The 15,746-nt window shown below is 71.2% G+C and carries 16 protein-coding genes and 1 riboswitch; of the genes, 2 read left to right on the top strand and 14 right to left on the bottom strand.

The window, feature by feature from the left end; all coding sequences use genetic code 11:
- Window positions 1–75: 75 nt before the first annotated feature.
- Both AC1RS9_RS00285 and AC1RS9_RS00280 read right to left on the bottom strand, forming a co-directional pair.
- On the bottom strand, window positions 76–1,896 hold the full coding sequence (locus AC1RS9_RS00285; protein ID WP_259877965.1) for an ABC transporter ATP-binding protein: 1,821 nt from the start codon (window positions 1,894–1,896) through the stop codon (window positions 76–78).
- Complete coding sequence (locus tag AC1RS9_RS00280; RefSeq protein WP_473957594.1) at window positions 1,893–3,974, bottom strand: ABC transporter ATP-binding protein; 2,082 nt, start codon at window positions 3,972–3,974, stop codon at window positions 1,893–1,895. The genes AC1RS9_RS00285 and AC1RS9_RS00280 overlap by 4 nt, the downstream gene beginning before the upstream one ends.
- A 47-nt stretch (window positions 3,975–4,021) precedes the next feature.
- On the opposite strand from AC1RS9_RS00280, the gene AC1RS9_RS00275 reads away from it, so the two are divergent.
- The gene (locus tag AC1RS9_RS00275; RefSeq protein ID WP_492920120.1) at window positions 4,022–4,666 is read left to right on the top strand and encodes a TIGR03085 family metal-binding protein; all 645 of its coding nucleotides are present in this window, start codon (window positions 4,022–4,024) and stop codon (window positions 4,664–4,666) included.
- A gap of 21 nt (window positions 4,667–4,687) precedes the next feature.
- Here the strand turns inward: AC1RS9_RS00275 and hisF are convergent, their stop codons facing one another.
- Window positions 4,688–5,440, bottom strand: coding sequence for an imidazole glycerol phosphate synthase subunit HisF (gene hisF, locus AC1RS9_RS00270; protein ID WP_006943747.1), 753 nt, complete (start codon window positions 5,438–5,440; stop codon window positions 4,688–4,690).
- 49 nt (window positions 5,441–5,489) lie between these two features.
- Here hisF and AC1RS9_RS00265 point away from each other — a divergent pair, with 49 nt between their 5' ends.
- Window positions 5,490–6,104 carry an AAA family ATPase gene (locus AC1RS9_RS00265; RefSeq protein ID WP_083607117.1) on the top strand — a complete coding sequence of 205 codons (615 nt, stop codon included), beginning with the start codon at window positions 5,490–5,492 and terminating at the stop codon, window positions 6,102–6,104.
- 7 nt (window positions 6,105–6,111) lie between these two features.
- On the opposite strand, the gene AC1RS9_RS00260 is transcribed toward AC1RS9_RS00265, so the two are convergent.
- The 11 genes from AC1RS9_RS00260 to fmt form a co-directional block, all read right to left on the bottom strand.
- The gene (locus tag AC1RS9_RS00260; protein WP_006943810.1) at window positions 6,112–6,585 is read right to left on the bottom strand and encodes a PH domain-containing protein; all 474 of its coding nucleotides are present in this window, start codon (window positions 6,583–6,585) and stop codon (window positions 6,112–6,114) included.
- 21 nt (window positions 6,586–6,606) lie between these two features.
- On the bottom strand, window positions 6,607–7,452 hold the full coding sequence (gene hisG, locus AC1RS9_RS00255; protein WP_006943808.1) for an ATP phosphoribosyltransferase: 846 nt from the start codon (window positions 7,450–7,452) through the stop codon (window positions 6,607–6,609).
- 14 nt (window positions 7,453–7,466) lie between these two features.
- Window positions 7,467–7,730, bottom strand: a complete 264-nt coding sequence (locus tag AC1RS9_RS00250; protein WP_354944696.1) for a phosphoribosyl-ATP diphosphatase — start codon at window positions 7,728–7,730, stop codon at window positions 7,467–7,469.
- A 59-nt stretch (window positions 7,731–7,789) separates the two neighbouring features.
- Window positions 7,790–8,281: a 6,7-dimethyl-8-ribityllumazine synthase gene (gene ribH, locus AC1RS9_RS00245; RefSeq protein ID WP_354944698.1), complete on the bottom strand. Its 492-nt coding sequence runs from the start codon at window positions 8,279–8,281 to the stop codon at window positions 7,790–7,792.
- An 84-nt stretch (window positions 8,282–8,365) separates the two neighbouring features.
- Entirely contained in the window at window positions 8,366–9,601 is a 1,236-nt protein-coding gene (ribA, locus tag AC1RS9_RS00240; protein WP_492920116.1) for a GTP cyclohydrolase II, read from the bottom strand.
- A 60-nt stretch (window positions 9,602–9,661) separates the two neighbouring features.
- On the bottom strand, window positions 9,662–10,354 hold the full coding sequence (locus AC1RS9_RS00235; protein ID WP_115296157.1) for a nicotinamide mononucleotide transporter family protein: 693 nt from the start codon (window positions 10,352–10,354) through the stop codon (window positions 9,662–9,664).
- Window positions 10,351–11,007: a riboflavin synthase gene (locus tag AC1RS9_RS00230; protein WP_006943813.1), complete on the bottom strand. Its 657-nt coding sequence runs from the start codon at window positions 11,005–11,007 to the stop codon at window positions 10,351–10,353. The genes AC1RS9_RS00235 and AC1RS9_RS00230 overlap by 4 nt, the downstream gene beginning before the upstream one ends.
- Window positions 11,007–12,029 carry a bifunctional diaminohydroxyphosphoribosylaminopyrimidine deaminase/5-amino-6-(5-phosphoribosylamino)uracil reductase RibD gene (ribD, locus tag AC1RS9_RS00225; protein WP_006943835.1) on the bottom strand — a complete coding sequence of 341 codons (1,023 nt, stop codon included), beginning with the start codon at window positions 12,027–12,029 and terminating at the stop codon, window positions 11,007–11,009. Before ribD ends, AC1RS9_RS00230 begins: the two co-directional genes overlap by 1 nt.
- A 189-nt stretch (window positions 12,030–12,218) precedes the next feature.
- Window positions 12,219–12,349, bottom strand: a riboswitch (FMN riboswitch).
- An 81-nt stretch (window positions 12,350–12,430) separates the two neighbouring features.
- Window positions 12,431–13,105, bottom strand: a complete 675-nt coding sequence (gene rpe, locus AC1RS9_RS00220) for a ribulose-phosphate 3-epimerase (RefSeq protein WP_038570995.1) — start codon at window positions 13,103–13,105, stop codon at window positions 12,431–12,433.
- 5 nt (window positions 13,106–13,110) lie between these two features.
- On the bottom strand, window positions 13,111–14,580 hold the full coding sequence (locus tag AC1RS9_RS00215) for an RsmB/NOP family class I SAM-dependent RNA methyltransferase (protein WP_062255944.1): 1,470 nt from the start codon (window positions 14,578–14,580) through the stop codon (window positions 13,111–13,113).
- Between the two features lie 181 nt (window positions 14,581–14,761).
- A complete protein-coding gene (gene fmt, locus AC1RS9_RS00210) occupies window positions 14,762–15,697 on the bottom strand; it encodes a methionyl-tRNA formyltransferase (RefSeq protein WP_074039446.1) in 936 nt (311 codons plus the stop codon).
- Window positions 15,698–15,746: the final 49 nt, after the last annotated feature.

Genomic DNA, 15,746 nt, shown 5'->3' with positions numbered 1-15,746 from the left:
TGCCTCCGTGTGAGTTACCCGCCATCGGGCGCCCGGCGCTCGGGCCACTCGGCACAGATCGCCATGGCCCAGACGTCAATGCGCGTGCGACGCCACCCAGCCGGCGTGCAGGCGCGCATAGGGCCCGTCGGCGGCGACAAGCGCCGTGTGCGCGCCTCGCTGCACGAGGCGCCCTGCGTCCATGACCCACACCTCGTCGGCACTCTCGGCGCTCGCGAGGCGGTGCGCGATGACGACGCTCGTGCGGCCGGTCATCAACTGATCGAGCGCTCGACCCACGGCGACGTCCGTCGTGGGATCGACGCTGGAGGTCGCCTCGTCGAGCACGAGCACGTCAGGGCCCGCGACGTACGTGCGCGCAAGCGCCACGAGCTGCCGCTCCCCCGCACTCAACCGCCCGCCGCGAGCGCCGACCTGCGTCAGCACTCCGGCGGGCTGCCCCGCTAACCACGCGCCGCAGCCGATGGCGTCGAACGCGGCGGCGACGTCCTCATTCGACAGGTCGGGGCGCGCGAAGCGCACGTTGTCGGCGATCGTGCCGTCGAACAAGAACCCTTCCTGCGGCAGGTACGCGACGGACGCGCGTAGCGACGCGTCGTAGAGGTCGCGCAGATCGACGCCTCCGAGACGCACGACACCGTCGGACGGATCGACGAGTCGTGTCAGCAACTTCGCGAGCGTGCTCTTGCCCGAACCGGTCTCACCGACGACGGCGACACGACGACCTGCGGCCACCGACGCCGTCAGCCCGACGATAGCGGGCTTGTCGCCCGCGCGATACGCGAACGTCACGTCATTGAATTCGACCCCGACGGGCCCTCGCGGCAACGTCACCGGCTCGGTGGGCGGCTCGACCTCGAGTGGCGTGTCGAGCACCTCGATGATGCGACGCCACCCGGCGAGCGCGTTCTGCAGGTCGTTGAGCACCTCCGTCGCCGTCTGCACCGGCTGCGTGAACAGGTTCGTCAGGAACACGAACGCCGTGATCTCACCGACGCTCATCCGCCCGTGCGCCCCCTGCCACGCGCCGACGGCGAGCACGAGGACGAGCGCGAGCCCCGAGATGCCCTGCCCCGACACGAACGCACCGACCGCGCGGATCTGCGCGCTGATGGCCGCACGACGCTGACGTTCGATCGTCTCGTCCATACGCGCCTGCGTGCGCTCCTGCACCCCGAACAACCGCACAGTCGCGGCACCCGCGACCGACTCCGAGATCGCACTGAGCATGTCCGCGACGCGCTCACGCACGACGCCGTACGCGCGCCCGACGACGCGCTGGAAGTGCCGCAGCAGGAACACGAGCGGCACGAACGTCGCCCACACGACGGCCGTCAGCAGCGGCGAGTACCACAGCATCAGGGCCGTCGCGACGAGCAACTGCCCGATCGAGACGATGAGCATCATGCCGCCGCGCTGCACGAACATCGAGATCTGGTCGACGTCACTCGTCACGCGCGAGACCATCGAACCGCGCCGCGACGCGTTGAGCGTCAACGTCGACAGCGCGTGCACGTGCGCGAACGCCTTGACGCGCAACGTCGCGAGACCCGCCTCCGACGCCTTGAACAGCCGCACGTTCATCACGTACGAGCACAGCCCGGCGACGACGACGCCGACCACCGCGAGCGCACACGTCCAGCGCACGACACCGAGGTCGATGCCGCCCGGCGCGAGGATGCCGTCATCGATCGCGCGCTGGATCGTCATGGGGACGATGACGTTGCTCGTCGTCGCGACGAGAGCGAGCAGCAGCGTCCACCCGAGCCCACGCGTCATCTCGGGTGCGAGCTGCAGGCCGCGCCGCAGGGTGCCGCGATCACTGACGACGGGAGTCGCGCCGGCCGCCTGCGCCGTGGCGGCTGTCTCCGTGGCGGTTGTCGAGCGCCGCTTCATCGCGCCTCGTCTTCCTCGCGGACGGCATCGACGACCGACGCTTCGGGTGCCGCGGTCACGGCTCCCAACGCGCCGCGTTCGTCCGCTTCACCCGATTCGTGGAACACCCCCGTCTGCCCTGCGATCCCCTGCCCCGCGGGCGCCTCGTCCGACCCCGCATGAGGCGGAGCCGATGTCGCCCCGTCCGATGCGCCGCGGTCTGAGTCGCCTTGGCCCTCGCCCTCAGACTCGTCCCCGGACGCTGAAGAGTCCTGCGTCTCGTACGCCGTGAGCAACAGCGCATAAGCCGGCTGCGTCGCCATGAGTTCTTCGTGCGTGCCTTGAGCGACGACGCGCCCGGCGTCGAGGAACGCGACCTCGTCGGCGAGCAGGATGCTCGAGCGGCGGTGCGCGATGATGACGCTTGTGCAGCCGTCCGTCGCCTCCGCGAGGGACGTGAGGATCTGCCCTTCGACCGCGGGGTCGATGGCACTCGTCGCATCGTCGAGCACGACGAGCCCGGGGCGTCCCGCGAGCACGCGCGCGAGCGCCACGCGCTGACGCTGACCGCCAGAGAGCCGCGATCCGCGCTCGCCGAGCGAAGTGTCCTCCCCCTCCGGCAGCGCCGCGACGAACCCCTTGGCGTGCGCGACACCGAGCGCCGCATCGATAGCCCCCGCATCCACACCGGCGCGCCCCAGCGCGACGTTCTCACGCGTCGACTCGTTGAACACGAACGCTTCCTGCGTCGCGAGGGCCACCCGCTCCTCGCGTGCCACGGCATGCGCGGCGGGCACGCCGTCATAGAGAACGCTGCCCGAATCGGGCGTCGTCAGCCCCGCGATGACCTGCGCGAGCGTCGTCTTGCCGGCACCCGTCGCCCCGACGACGGCAAGGGATCCGCCCGCGGGCACGCGCAGCGTCACGTCGGTCAACGCTGCGCGCCGCTCCTGAAGGCCCTCGGCCACGTCGGAACCGTCCTCCGACTCGCTCCCAGCATCAGCCCCCACCGCCGGCCGCGCGTCGTGACGGAACGTCACGTGCTCGACCTCGACGCCGATCGGCCCACCGGGTAGCTCCAGCGTGCGCGCGGGCACCACGGTCGAGCCCGCCTCGTCGAGGATCGGCTTGACGCGCTTCCACCCGATCGCGACCTGCGGCAGGCTGAACAGGATCCAGCCGAACGCACGCACCGGCCATGCGAGCAGGTTGAACAGGTACGCCACCTCGACGACGTCGGCCGCCGTGATCGCGCCTGACGCGACCCGCTCGGCGCCGACGAGGACCACGAGCAGCGAACCGATCGTCGGCAGCGCGTTCGTCATCGGGTCGAAGATGCCCTCGGTGCGTCCGAGCCTGACGTTGGCGTCGCGCAGCTCGCCCGCGGCGTCACCGAACCGGGACACCTCCGCATCCGCTCGCCCGAGCGCCTTGACGACGAGTGCGCCGTCGAAGCTCTCGTCCGCGACGGCGCTGACGCGCGCTCGCGCGGCCTGAGACGCTTCCACGCGGGCGCGCATGACGACCTGGAACCAGTAGTTGATGACGATGAGCAGCGGGAACACGACGAGCGCGACGACGCCGAGCCACACGTCGACGAGGAAGATCGAGACGAACCCGAACGCCAGCATGACGGCGACGCCGAGCGCCATCGGCAGCGGCTGGAAGATGTTCCAGATCGCCTCGACGTCCGAGTTCGCGTGCGACAGCAGCTGACCCGACGGGTGCGCGAGGTGCCAGCGCATGGGCAGCAGCTGGTAGGCGCGCGTCACCTGCCGCCGCGTCGAGGCGATGAGGTTGTTGTACGCCACGCCCGCCGCGATGCGGCGCAGGATGACGGCGGCCGCGTTGAGCGCGACGACGCCGCCGAGCTGCCACACGATCTGCCAGACCATCGCACCGTCCAGGTGACGATCGCGCACCGCCGGCGTGACGACGTCCGCGACGAGGTGGCCGATGACGCGGGCGGTGAGGACGGTGAGCATGCCGTATGCCGTCGCGCCGATGACGGCGGGCGCGAACGCTCGCCACTGCTCGCGGGCGCCGGCGGCGGCCACGCGCACAGGTGAGGCGTCAGGGGCCAGGTCGGCTGAGGTCACGTGGGGTTCCTTTGCTCGCGCATTCGCGCAGGTGACAACATTGCGGCATGCGCAAGTATGCCCAAGCCGAACGTCATGCCCTGTGCGACACCGCCCTGCGCCTCGGCCCGGACGCGCCGACGCTGTGCGTCGGCTGGAATGTCAGGGATCTCATGGCACACCTCGCGATGCGTGAGCGCCGCCCGGAGGCCCTCGGTATCCTCGTGCCCCAGGTGCGCGACGCGTCCGAACGCACCCGGGAGCGCTACGCGTTGCGCCCGTTCGAGGATCTCGTCGACATGGTGCGCAAGGGTCCGCACGAGTTCTCGCCGTTCCGCATCCCCGCCGTCGATGCGCACGCGAACCTGCAGGAGTACTTCATCCACCACGAGGACATCCTGCGCGCTCAGCTGCCGGCCGCCGACCAGGACGGCGTCCGCGTGCTGGGCGCCGACCTGCAGAACGCGCTCTACGACGCATTGCCCACGGCCGCACGGATGACGCTGCGCCGCGCGGCGATGCGCGTCGCGGCGCTGTGCCCGGGGCACGCGCCGCTGGCGCTCAACTCGCCGTCGGAGCCGATCGGCGAGTTCATCGTCGCCGGCCAGCCGAGCGAGGTGCTGCTGCACCTGGCCGGGCGGATGAGCTTCGTCGAGTTCGAGGGCGAGCCCGACGACATCAACCGGTTCGTCGCCGAACCGCGCGGCATCTGAGCGTCAGCGCACGACGGAGCGTCAGCGCACCGGGTGCCCCGCCGCCGCAAGGGCACCCTTGACGTCACCGATCGTCAGCTCGCCGTAGTGGAACACCGACGCGGCGAGCACCGCGTCAGCGCCGTGCGCGACGGCCGGCTCGAAGTGCTCGACGGCGCCCGCGCCGCCGCTCGCGATGAGCGGGACGCTGACCTCGCGGCGCACCGCGTCGACGAGGTCTAGGTCGAAGCCGGCCTTCGTGCCGTCGGCGTCCATCGAGTTGAGCAGAATCTCCCCCGCGCCCAGCGCCTCCGCGCGAGCACACCATTCGACGGCGTCGAGGTCGCTCGCGCGACGCCCACCGTGCGTCGTCACGACGTAGTGGCCATCGACGCGGCGCACGTCGGCCGACAGGACGAGCACCTGCGCGCCGAACCGGTCGGCGATCTCCCCGATGACCGCGGGGCGGGCGATGGCGCCCGTGTTGATGCCGACCTTGTCGGCGCCGGCGCGCAGCAACCGGTCGACGTCGTCGACCGTGCGCACGCCTCCCCCTACCGTCAGCGGGATGAAGACCTGCTCCGCGGTGCGCGAGACGACGTCGTACGTCGTCGAACGATCCGAGGAGCTCGCCGTCACGTCGAGGAACGTCAACTCGTCGGCGCCCTGGGCGCCGTACTTCGCGGCGAGCTCGACGGGGTCGCCCGCGTCGCGCAGGTTCTCGAAGTTGACGCCCTTGACGACGCGGCCGGCGTCGACGTCGAGGCACGGGATGACACGCACGGCAACAGTCATGGCACCAGATTAGAGGCCACGGCGGACGCGGCGCCGATAGGTTTGATCCGTGGATGACGCACGCGCCGGCTCGCTCTCGGCCCCCGTGCGTCCCGAGGCCGCCGCCCTCGCGTGCGTGCCGCACGTCGAATACGACGACGCCCTCGCGCACGTCGAGGCGCGGATGACGCGCCCGCGCTGGCTCGTCACGATCGACGGCCGCTCCGGCTCGGGCAAGACGCAGCTCGCCGGCGCTCTGCACGATCGTCACGTGGACGCCCAGATCGTCCACCTCGACGATCTGTACCGCGACTGGGACGGGCTGTCGGCGGGGCTCGTGCGGGCCCGTCACATCGCCGAGCAGTGGTCACGCCACAACGCGAGCACCTACCTGCCGACCCACTGGCCGGGCACGGCGGCGCGAGGACGCGTCACCGTCACACCCGATCGTCCGCTCATCGTAGAAGGCGTCGGCGCGACCTGGGTCGGACGTTCGCTCGCCCACGCCGCCCTGTGGCTGGAGGCCGAGCGCGAGACGCGCAGACGGCGCGCACTGGAGCGCGACGGCGAGACGTTCGTGCCCTACTGGCTCGCGTGGGAGTTGCAGGAGGACGCCTGGTTCGCGGCGCACCCACCGCGCCCCGACGCGCTCGTTCCCGTGCCGGACGACCCCATTCGGGGCTGAACGAGCGTCAGTCGTGCGCGCCCGCCGCGGCCGCGGCACGCTGACGAGCGACCTCGACGAGGGCCGCGAGGCGCGAGGCCTCCGCCTCGGCCGACGGGCCGTCAGCACGCTGGATGGCCATGACGGCGAGCTGCTCGGTGTCGGCGAGGTCGAGCGTCGCCCAGGCCCGCCCGCCGCCGAACTGGACGCCGAGGATCTCGGCCCACTCGATCTCACGCGTGAGGATGAGGTTGCGCACCTTGAGGCCGCGCTCGTTCGGCACTGCCTTGACGAGCCCCCAGCGCGACAGCATCCAGCCGATGGCACACCCGAGGAAGAACAGCGACCACTTGTCCATCGTCGTCCACCCCGTCGCACCGCCACCGGGCACGAGGACGAACGCGACGATGCCGAACACGACGACGGACAGCGCCGCCGCGGTGAACGCCATCGCCCGCCCGCGTCGCGGGACGAAGGGACGGTAGGCGTCGACGTCACTCATGATTGCTCCTCGCGGGCTCGACTACAGGCGGCAGGCTGCGATGTCGGTGACGAGGATGGCGCGCGCGCCGAGCGCGTACAGCTCGTCCATCACGTGGTTGATGACCTTGCGGTTGACCATCGCGCGCACCGCGACCTTGTTCGGGTCGTGCAGCGGCGAGACGGTCGGCGACTCGAGCCCCGGCGTCAGCGCCGCGGCGCGTTCGACGAGGGAAGCTTCGATGTCATAGTCCATCATGACGAAGTTGCGGGCCGTGAGGACACCTTCGAGGCGACGCACGAGCGTCAGTGCGGCGTCACCGACTTCACGCGCGTCGGGGCGGATGAGAACGGCCTCACTCGTGAGGATCGGCTCGCCGAAGACCTCGAGGCCCGCGTTGCGCAGCGTCGTGCCGGTCTCGACGACGTCGGCGATGACGTCGGCGACGCCGAGCGTCACGGCCGTCTCGACGGCGCCGTCGAGACGTACGACCTCGGCCTCGACGCCGTTCTTGGCGAGATCGGCCCGCACGAGGCCGGCGAACGACGTCGCGATGCGGCGCCCCACCAGCTCGCTGACGGACGTCGCGACACCCGGTCGGCCGGCGTAGCGGAACGTCGAACCCCCGAAGCCGAGCTGCAGGTGTTCGACGGCGCTCGAGCCGGAATCGAGCAGCAGGTCACGCCCGGTGATGCCGAGGTCGAGGGTGCCCGAGCCGACGTAGACGGCGATGTCCTTGGGACGCAGGAAGAAGAACTCGACGTCGTTGTCGCGGTCGACGACGACGAGTTCCTTCGACTCGCGACGCCCGCGGTAGCCCGCTTCCTTGAGCATCGACGCGGCGGATTCGGACAGGGCGCCCTTGTTGGGCACGGCAACGCGCAGCATGGAGGACCCTTCGATCACAGGTGGGAGTAGACGTCGTCGAGCGTGATGCCGCGCTCGAGCATGAGCACCTGCAGGTGGTACAGCAACTGGCTGATCTCCTCGGCGGCGGCGGCGTTGCCCTCGTGCTCGGCGGCCATCCACACCTCGGCGGCCTCCTCGACGATCTTCTTGCCGATGAAGTGGACGCCCGCGTCGAGCTGGGCGACGGTGCCCGACCCTTCGGGGCGCGTGGCCGCCTTCTCGCTCAGTTCTTCCCACAGTTGCTCAAAGCTCTTCACGGTGCCCAAGGCTACCGGCTGCGTTCGCGCCGGGCCGACCGCGCCCGGCGTCGCGCCGCTCACAGCGTCGCGGCCGGAAGCTGCAGCGAGCGCAACGTCATCTCCGTGACGACGGCCGCCGTCCCCGCCTCGTGACCCTTGTCCTCGCTCGAACCCTCGAGGCCCGCACGATCGAGCGCCTGGGCGTCGGTGTCGCACGTGAGGACGCCGAAACCGATCGCCTTGCCGGTCGTGACGCCGATCTGCGTCAGCCCGTCCGTCGCGGCGCTGCAGACGTAGTCGAAGTGCGGAGTGCCACCGCGAATGACGACGCCGAGCGCGACGAGGACGTCGAAGTGCGGCGCGAGGCGCGCGCAGGCCGCCGTCAGCTCGAACGTGCCGGGCACGCGCACGAGCGTCACGTCGTCGTCACGCACGCCGGCGTCGGCGAGGCCGCGGCGGGCGCCGTCGATGAGGCCGTTCATGACCTGCTCGTGCCAGCTCGCCGCGACGACGGCGACGCGCAGGCCCGCCGCGTCCGTGCTGAGGGTGGGGGCTCCGTGGCCGCTCATGATGTTCTCCTTCGATCGATCTGCAGTGGTGGTTCGTGCGTGCGGGTGGTGTGCCGGGCAGGTGGTTCCGATGCGACGCGTGGTTCACGCGTCGAACGTGTGCCCCATGCGCTCGCGCTTGGTGCGCAGGTAGGAGGCGTTCTGGGCGGTGCGCCCCGCGATGAGCGGCACCGTCTCGACGACGTCGATCCCGTGCTCGACGAGCTCGCGTACCTTGGCCGGGTTGTTCGTCAGCAGCCGCACCCGTTCGTTGCCGAGGTCGCGCAGAATAGCTGCGGCGGCGCCGTATTCGCGCGCCTCGATCGGCAACCCCAGGTTCGTCTGCGCGTCGACGGTGTCGGCGCCGGCGTCCTGCTGGGCGTACGCGCGGATCTTGTTGAGCAGGCCGACGCCTCGGCCCTCCTGCCCGCGCAGGTAGACGACGACGCCGCCCTCACGCGCGACGAGCCGCTGCGCCTCGGCGAGCTGCGGGCCGCAGTCGCAGCGCAGCGAGCCGAGCGCGTCGCCCGTCAGGCATTCGGAGTGGACGCGCACGAGCGGCGCGTCATCACCGTCGGTCGCCGCGACGAGCGCGAGGTGCTCGGCGCCGTTCTCCCGATCGGCGTAGGCCTCCACGCGGAACGTTCCGACCTGCGTCGGCAGGTCGGCGCTCGCGACGCGTTCGACGCGGTCGTGGCGGCGCCGCCACGCGATGAGCTGCTCGATCGTGATGACGGCGAGGCCCTCGCGCTGCGCCAGCTCGATCGCGCCGGGCAGCCGCATCATCGCGCCGTCGTCGTGGACGAGTTCGACGATCATCGCGACCGGTTCGAGCCCGGCGAGGCGGCACAGGTCGACGGAGGCCTCGGTGTGCCCGTCGCGCTCGAGGACGCCGCCCGGCTTGGCGCGCAGCGGGAAGACGTGCCCGGGGCGCGTCAGCGCGCTCGGCTCGGTGCTCGGGTCGGCGAGCAACCGCAGCGTCAGCGCGCGGTCGGCTGCGGAGATGCCGGTGTGCACGCCGTCCTTCGCGTCGACGGAGATCGTGTAGGCGGTGCCCTTCGGATCCTCGTTGCGCGACACCATTGGGGGCAGCAGGAGGCGGTCGGCGATCGCGTCCGGCATCGGCGCGCAGATGACCCCGGAGCTGTGCCGGATCGCCCACGCCATCCACTCGCGCGTCATCGTCGCGCCGGACATGACGATGTCGGCCTCGTTCTCGCGGTTCTCGTCGTCGGCGACGAGCACCGGCCGTCCGAGCCGCAGTTGCTCGAGCGCGTCCTCGATGCTCGACAGCGCCAGCGGCGTCTCCTCGGGCGTTGCGGCGCTGGGTGCGGCGCTCATCAGGCTCCCTCTCGTCTCGGTTTTCATCGTCTCGGTCTGCTTCGACGGGCTGTGCATCGCTCAGGCCGCTTCCCTCTCGCGTTCGGCGACGCTGTGGGGGCGTGAGATGCGCACCCACTGCACGAATCCGACGACGACGAGGGCTGCGTAGAGCGCGTACAGCACGGCGCTCGGGTAGTACTTGGAATAGATGAGCTCGGGCACGCCGACGGCGTCGACTGCGATCCACATGAGCCAGAAGTCGTTCCAGCCGCGCGCCATCGCGAACGTCGCGAGCAGGGAGCCGACGAAGATCCAGGCGTCGCACCAGAAGTACCACCACGGCGCCGGCCAACCCGCGCCGATCAGCGTGAAGATCCAGTGCACGACGACGACGCCCGCGCCCCAGGCGATCAGGTAGCCGATGCGCTGGCTCGCGCTCGCCCAGTGCGGCGTGACGGCCTCACCGCTCGTGCCGTCGCGGCGGCTCGCGCGCCACACCCACCAGCCGTACAGGCTCGTGATGATGAAGAAGATCTGCCGCCCGGCCTGACCGAGCATCGGCGCGCGATCGTCCATGCCGAACACGAGCCCGGCGAACACGGTGAACAGCAGCATGTTGCCGATGATGCCGACCGGCCACGCCCACACCTTGCGGCGCATGCCACCGATCGCGGACGCCATCCCGAACGCGTTGCCGATGATCTCGCGCCACGTGATCTGCGCACCGCCGATCGTCAGGTGCGCCGAGTAGGCCTGTTCCCAGATGCTCATGCGCGCCCCTCGGAGGCCGCCAGGCGGGCGTCGAGTTCCACGAGACGGATGTCGAGCGCAGCGAGGCGCGGCGCGAGCATCTGCTCGACGTACTTGGCGAGCACGTCGACCTCCACGTTGACGAGACCGCCGACGCGGGCGGCGCCGAACGTCGTCAGCTCGAGCGTCGTCGGGATGAGGCTGACGCTGAACGACGCCTCCTGGCGCGAGGCGACCGTGAGCGACACGCCGTCGAGCGTCACCGAACCCTTCTCCACGACGTAGGGCGCCAGGTCGACGGGCAGGTCGAAACGCACGACGCTCCAGCGCTCCCCCGGTTCGATGGCGGTGATGCGGACGGTCGCATCCACGTGGCCCTGCACGACGTGACCGCCGAACCGTGCCTGCGCGCTCATGGCGCGTTCGAGGTTGACCCGGCTGCCCGGCACGAGCGCGCCCAGGCTCGTGCGATCGAGCGTCTCCTTCATGACGTCGACGCTGAAACGCTGCTCGTCGAACGTGGTCACCGTCAGGCACACGCCGTTGACGGCGATGCTGTCGCCGTGGTGGGCGTCGTCGAGGACTGCGGCGCCCGCGATCGTGAGGATCGCCGCGTCGGCGGTGTGCTCGATGCGCTCGAGCGTGCCGGTCGCTTCGATGATTCCGGTGAACATCAGATCTCCTTCGTGGGACGCAGGCGCAGGCGCAGGTCGGTGGCGGACGGTTCGTTCGAGGGCAGCGTCGTGGCGTCGACGAGGTCGAAGCGGCGGGCCTCCGCGATCGTCGTAATGCCGAGGTCGGCGGCCGCGGGGCGGCCCGCGCCGAGCAGGGCGGGGGCGAGATAGGCGACGATCTCGTCGACGAGCCCGGCACGCAGGAACACCGCGGCCAGCGTCGGTCCACCTTCGAGCCAGACGGCGTGAATGCCGCGCGCGTGCAGCGCGGCGAGGACGTCGGTCGGGCTCTGCCGGGGCAGCACGAGGGTGGAAGCGGCGTCGTCGAGCACGCGGGCAGTGTCGGGGATCGGGGTGTCGCCGACGACGACGCGCAACGGTTGCTGCACCCCCGCGCGTCCCTGGGCGTCGCGGACTGTGAGCTGCGGGTCGTCGGCGAGAACGGTGCCGGTGCCGACGACGATCGCGCCGTGCTCGGCACGCTGCGCGTGGACGTCGACGCGCGCGGCCGGGCCGGTGATCCACTGCGACGTGCCATCCGACGCCGCGCTGAATCCATCGAGGGTCGAGGCGTACTTCCAGCGCACGAACGGGCGCGCGTGGGTGACGGAGAACGTCCAGTCGGCGTTGAGGTCTCGGCTCGCAGCCGCGAGGGTGTCAACTTGTTCGACGGCGACGCCTGCCTCGCGCAGGATCTGCGCTCCCCCGGCGGCCGCGCCGTTCGGGTCGGGTTGGCCGAAGACAACACGGGCGACGCCGGCGCGGATCAGAGCGCGTGCACACGACGGGGTGCGCCCGGTGTGCGCGCAGGGTTCGAGGGTGACGTACGCCGTCGCGCCACGCAGGTCGACGCCCGTCGCGATCGCTTCGTTGATGGCCGCGGCCTCGGCGTGCCACGTGCCCGCGCCGCGGTGGTAGCCCTCTGCGAGGATGACGCCGTCAGCGTCGACGACGACGCACCCGACACGAGGATTGGGGTCGACACGCGGCGACAGCGCAGCCAGCTGCGCGGCGCGCTCCATGGCGCTGTGACGCTCGAGTCTCACGAGATGCCTTCCGGTCCGATCGAACAACCGATCACCGGGGCACGAGAAAGCTGACGCCCGCCGCACGCCACGAAGGCGCCGACGACATCGGCCGAGACGCCACGCGCGATGCCCTCAGGCACGCCGCAACGGCTCGTCGGCCGCCCGCGCAGAGCGCGAACAACCGCGTGCAACCTACCATCCGGACTTTAACCGTCGGTCTCGGAATCTCACCGAGTCAACCGACCCCTGTCGAAGCGGGCCGGGTCGCGGACTTTCACCGCCGGCTAGGAATTTCACCTACCCCGGGTACACGCCCAACATGTTACTCCTTCGCGCTCTTCTGCGCGTCTTCCCTCGCAAGCTCGCCCACCCCGCTCGGTGCGACACACGTCAGTTCAGTGCGCGTGCCCCGCAGCCAGGGCACGCAGCTCGTCGATCGCGGCGGCAGCGGACTCGGCACCGTAGACGGCCGATCCCGCGACGAAGGTGTCGGCACCGGCTTCGGCGCACTGCTCGATCGTCTTGGCCGAGACGCCGCCGTCGACCTGCACCCACACGTCACCGCCGTGCGTGCGGATGCTCTCGCGCACCGCCCGCACCTTCGGCATCTGCTCCGCCATGAACGACTGACCACCGAAGCCGGGCTCGACCGTCATGACGAGCACCATGTCGAGCTCGGGCAGCAGATCTGCGTACGGCTCCCACGGCGTGTTCGGCTTGATCGCCATCGACGCGCGCGCTCCGGCCGCGCGGATGTCGCGTGCGAGCTTTTTCGGGTCGGCCGCGGCCTCGACGTGGAACGTCACGCTCTTGCACCCGGCCTCGGCGTAGGCGGGCGCCCAGCGGTCGGGGTCGTCGATCATGAGGTGCGCATCGAGCGGGATCGGGCTCACCTTCAGCAGCGACTCGACGACCGGCAGCCCGAGCGTCAGGTTGGGCACGAAGTGGTTGTCCATGACGTCCACGTGCGCCCAGTCGGCGTTGTTGATGGCGTCGAGCTCGCGTTCGAGGTTGGCGAAATCGGCGGAGAGGATGCTCGGCGAGATGCGGACGTCACGGGCGTCGGTCATGCGGGTCACTTCTTTCTCAGGAGGGCGAAGAACATGGCGTCGGTACCGTGCAGATGCGGCCACAACTGGACGGACGGCAGGTCGCCGACGCGCTCGATGGGCTCGTCGAACGCGTCGCGGAACAGCGGCCAGGCGTCCTCCTGGACGACGTCGTCGCGCCGTCCGAGCACCTCCGCGACGACGGCGAGGGTCTCTGCGGGGTGCGGCGAGCACGTCGCGTATCCGATGACGCCGCCCGCACGCGTCGCGTCGATCGCGGAGTCGAGCAGTTCGACCTGCAGAGCGGAAAGCTCCGCGACGTCCGATGGTTGACGGCGCCAGCGCGACTCGGGGCGACGGCGCAGCGCGCCGAGGCCGGTGCAGGGCGCGTCGAGCAGCACGCGGTCGTAGGTGCCGGGCTCCTCACGACCGAGGTCGCGCCCGTCGCCGGTGCCGATGTAGATCTCCGCGCCGTCGTCGAGCAGCGCGCGCAGGGTGCGCCGCACGAGGTCCGTGCGGTGCTCGCTCGCCTCGTTGCAGTAGAGGACGTCGCCGCGCAGGTGCGCGACCGCGCCGAGCAGCGCGGCCTTGCCGCCGGGGCCGGCGCACAGGTCGAGCCAATCCTCGCGTGCGTCATCGCCCGATGCCGTGCGCGGCGTCACGTCAGCGTCGGCGAGTGCGAGGGCGAGCAGCTGCGAACCTTCGTCCTGCACCGCAGCCCTCGTCTGCCGGATCGCGGGGATGTTCGCGGGGTCACCGAACGGCAGCACCGCACCGACCGGCGACAGGTCGCTCGCCTCGGCTCCGGATGCGACGAGCTCGTCGACGGTGGCAAGGCCCGGGCGGGCGACGAGGCTGACGCGCGGAGGCGTGTTGTCGGCCTCGAGCAGCGCGTCGAGTGCGTCGTCGAGGCTCGCTTGACCGTCCCCGCCCGCGGCTCTGTGGCCGCGCAGCGACTGGCGCAGCGCCGAGACGACCCAGCGCGGGTGGGAAGTCGCGACGGCGCGCACCTCGTCGGCGTCATCGACACCGCGCGTGAGGTCGGCGATCCACGTCTCACGGTCGCGCTCCCCCGCGCGTCGCAGGACGGCGTTGACGAAACCCGCCGCACCCGAGCCGGCGTGCTCGCGGGCGAGGGCGACGGTCTCCGACGTGGCGGCATGGACGGGCACACGCATCGACAGGATCTGGTGGACGCCGAGGCGCAGCACGGCGAGCACGACCGGGTCGATCTGCGACGGCGCCCGACCCGAGCCCGTCTCGATGACGCGGTCGTAGAACCCCTGTCGACGGATGGTGCCGAGGGCCAGCTCCGTGGCGAACGCCGCGTCGCGGCCACTCAGATCATGGCGCGTGAGGACCTTCGGCATCTCGAGGTTGGCGTAGGCACCGTCGTCGACGGCGCGCAGGACGGCGAGCGCCGCACTGCGGGCGGGATCACCCGTGCGCCGGCGCGCTGACGGCGCCTGCTCACTGCGGTGGCCCGCGCCGCGCAAGCGCGCATCCGAACGCTGACGGCCCCGCGCGTCACGGCGATCGTCGCGTGGAGGTTGTTCTCCACGACCGGCGCTCCGCTGCGCGCCTCGGCCGTCGCGCCCGGGGCCGCCCGTACGCCGTTCGTCACGGCCGCCCTGTCCGCCACTCTGGCGGCTGGAGCCGCTGCCGCCGCGTCGTTCGTCACTCACCGAAGCTCTCCCCTTCGTTCAAACGCAGCCCGCGGGCCCAGTCGGCGGCACGCATGACCTTCTTGCCGTGCGGCTGCACCTCGAGCAGTTCGACGACGCCGCCGAGTGCGCCGGCGAACACCTGCTTCTTCGTGGCGTGCAGCTCGCCGGGTGTCAGCGGCGGGCACCCGTCGGCGTCGGCGAGGCGGCTGCGCAGCAGCTTGACGCGCTCACCACGCAGCATCGCCCACCCCCCGGGCGCCGGAGACGCGCCGCGGATACGGCGGTCGACGGCGAACGCGGGCACCGAGAAGTCGAGACGCACGTCGTCGACCTGGATCTTGGGCGCGAGCGAGACACCGTCGCGAGGTTGCGGAATCGGCGTCACGTCACCGTTCGCGAGGGCGTCGAGCGTCGACACGAGCAGGGACGCACCACCTTCGGCGAGGCGTGTCAGCAGGTCGCCGGAGGTGTCGGTGGGGCCGATCGCCTCCGTCATCGTGCCGAAGACGGGCCCGGTGTCAAGCCCCTCCTCGAGCAGGAACGTCGAGGCGCCCGTCACGTCGTCACCGGCCATGAGGGCGTGCTGCACGGGTGCGGCGCCACGCCAGGCGGGCAGCAGCGAGAAGTGCAGGTTGATCCAGCCGTGCCGCGGAATCGCGAGCACCGACGGCGGGATGAGCCCGCCGTACGCGACGATCGGCGCGGCGTCGGGCTCGAGTTCGCGCAGCCGCGCGACGAAGTCGTCGTCGGACGGTTTCGTCGGCGTCAGCACCTCGAGGCCTGCCTCGAGCGCGAGCTCGTGCACCGGCGACGGCGACGTCTTGCGCCCGCGCCCCTGACGCGCCTCGGGGCGCGTCACGACGGCGACGACCTCGTGGGCCGAATCGAGCAGGGCCCGCAACGACGGCAGAGCCGCCTCCGGGGTTCCGGCGAAAACTACGCGCATCGGCTGGTGGGCCCTTCGTCGGTTCGAGCGGGCGGCTCGCGCAGCTCCG

It is taken from the genome of Dermacoccus sp. MPR-E5, from assembly GCF_058809565.1.
The sequence above is the reverse complement of the archived record's forward strand: the minus strand, read 5'-3'. Positions and strand labels throughout refer to the sequence as shown.

Excerpts from the sequence above, each read along its gene's own strand:
- AC1RS9_RS00285 (WP_259877965.1), bottom strand. The coding sequence starts at position 1,896 with ATGAAGCGGCGCTCGACAACCGCCACGGAGACAGCCGCCACGGCGCAG.
- AC1RS9_RS00235 (WP_115296157.1), bottom strand. The coding sequence starts at position 10,354 with ATGAGCATCTGGGAACAGGCCTACTCGGCGCACCTGACGATCGGCGGT.
- ribH (WP_354944698.1), bottom strand. The coding sequence starts at position 8,281 with ATGAGCGGCCACGGAGCCCCCACCCTCAGCACGGACGCGGCGGGCCTG.
- AC1RS9_RS00275 (WP_492920120.1), top strand. The coding sequence starts at position 4,022 with ATGCGCAAGTATGCCCAAGCCGAACGTCATGCCCTGTGCGACACCGCC.
- ribD (WP_006943835.1), bottom strand. The coding sequence starts at position 12,029 with ATGGAGCGCGCCGCGCAGCTGGCTGCGCTGTCGCCGCGTGTCGACCCC.
- ribA (WP_492920116.1), bottom strand. The coding sequence starts at position 9,601 with ATGAGCGCCGCACCCAGCGCCGCAACGCCCGAGGAGACGCCGCTGGCG.
- fmt (WP_074039446.1), bottom strand. The coding sequence starts at position 15,697 with ATGCGCGTAGTTTTCGCCGGAACCCCGGAGGCGGCTCTGCCGTCGTTG.
- hisF (WP_006943747.1), bottom strand. The coding sequence starts at position 5,440 with ATGACTGTTGCCGTGCGTGTCATCCCGTGCCTCGACGTCGACGCCGGC.
- AC1RS9_RS00230 (WP_006943813.1), bottom strand. The coding sequence starts at position 11,007 with ATGTTCACCGGAATCATCGAAGCGACCGGCACGCTCGAGCGCATCGAG.
- hisG (WP_006943808.1), bottom strand. The coding sequence starts at position 7,452 with ATGCTGCGCGTTGCCGTGCCCAACAAGGGCGCCCTGTCCGAATCCGCC.
- AC1RS9_RS00260 (WP_006943810.1), bottom strand. The coding sequence starts at position 6,585 with ATGAGTGACGTCGACGCCTACCGTCCCTTCGTCCCGCGACGCGGGCGG.
- rpe (WP_038570995.1), bottom strand. The coding sequence starts at position 13,105 with ATGACCGACGCCCGTGACGTCCGCATCTCGCCGAGCATCCTCTCCGCC.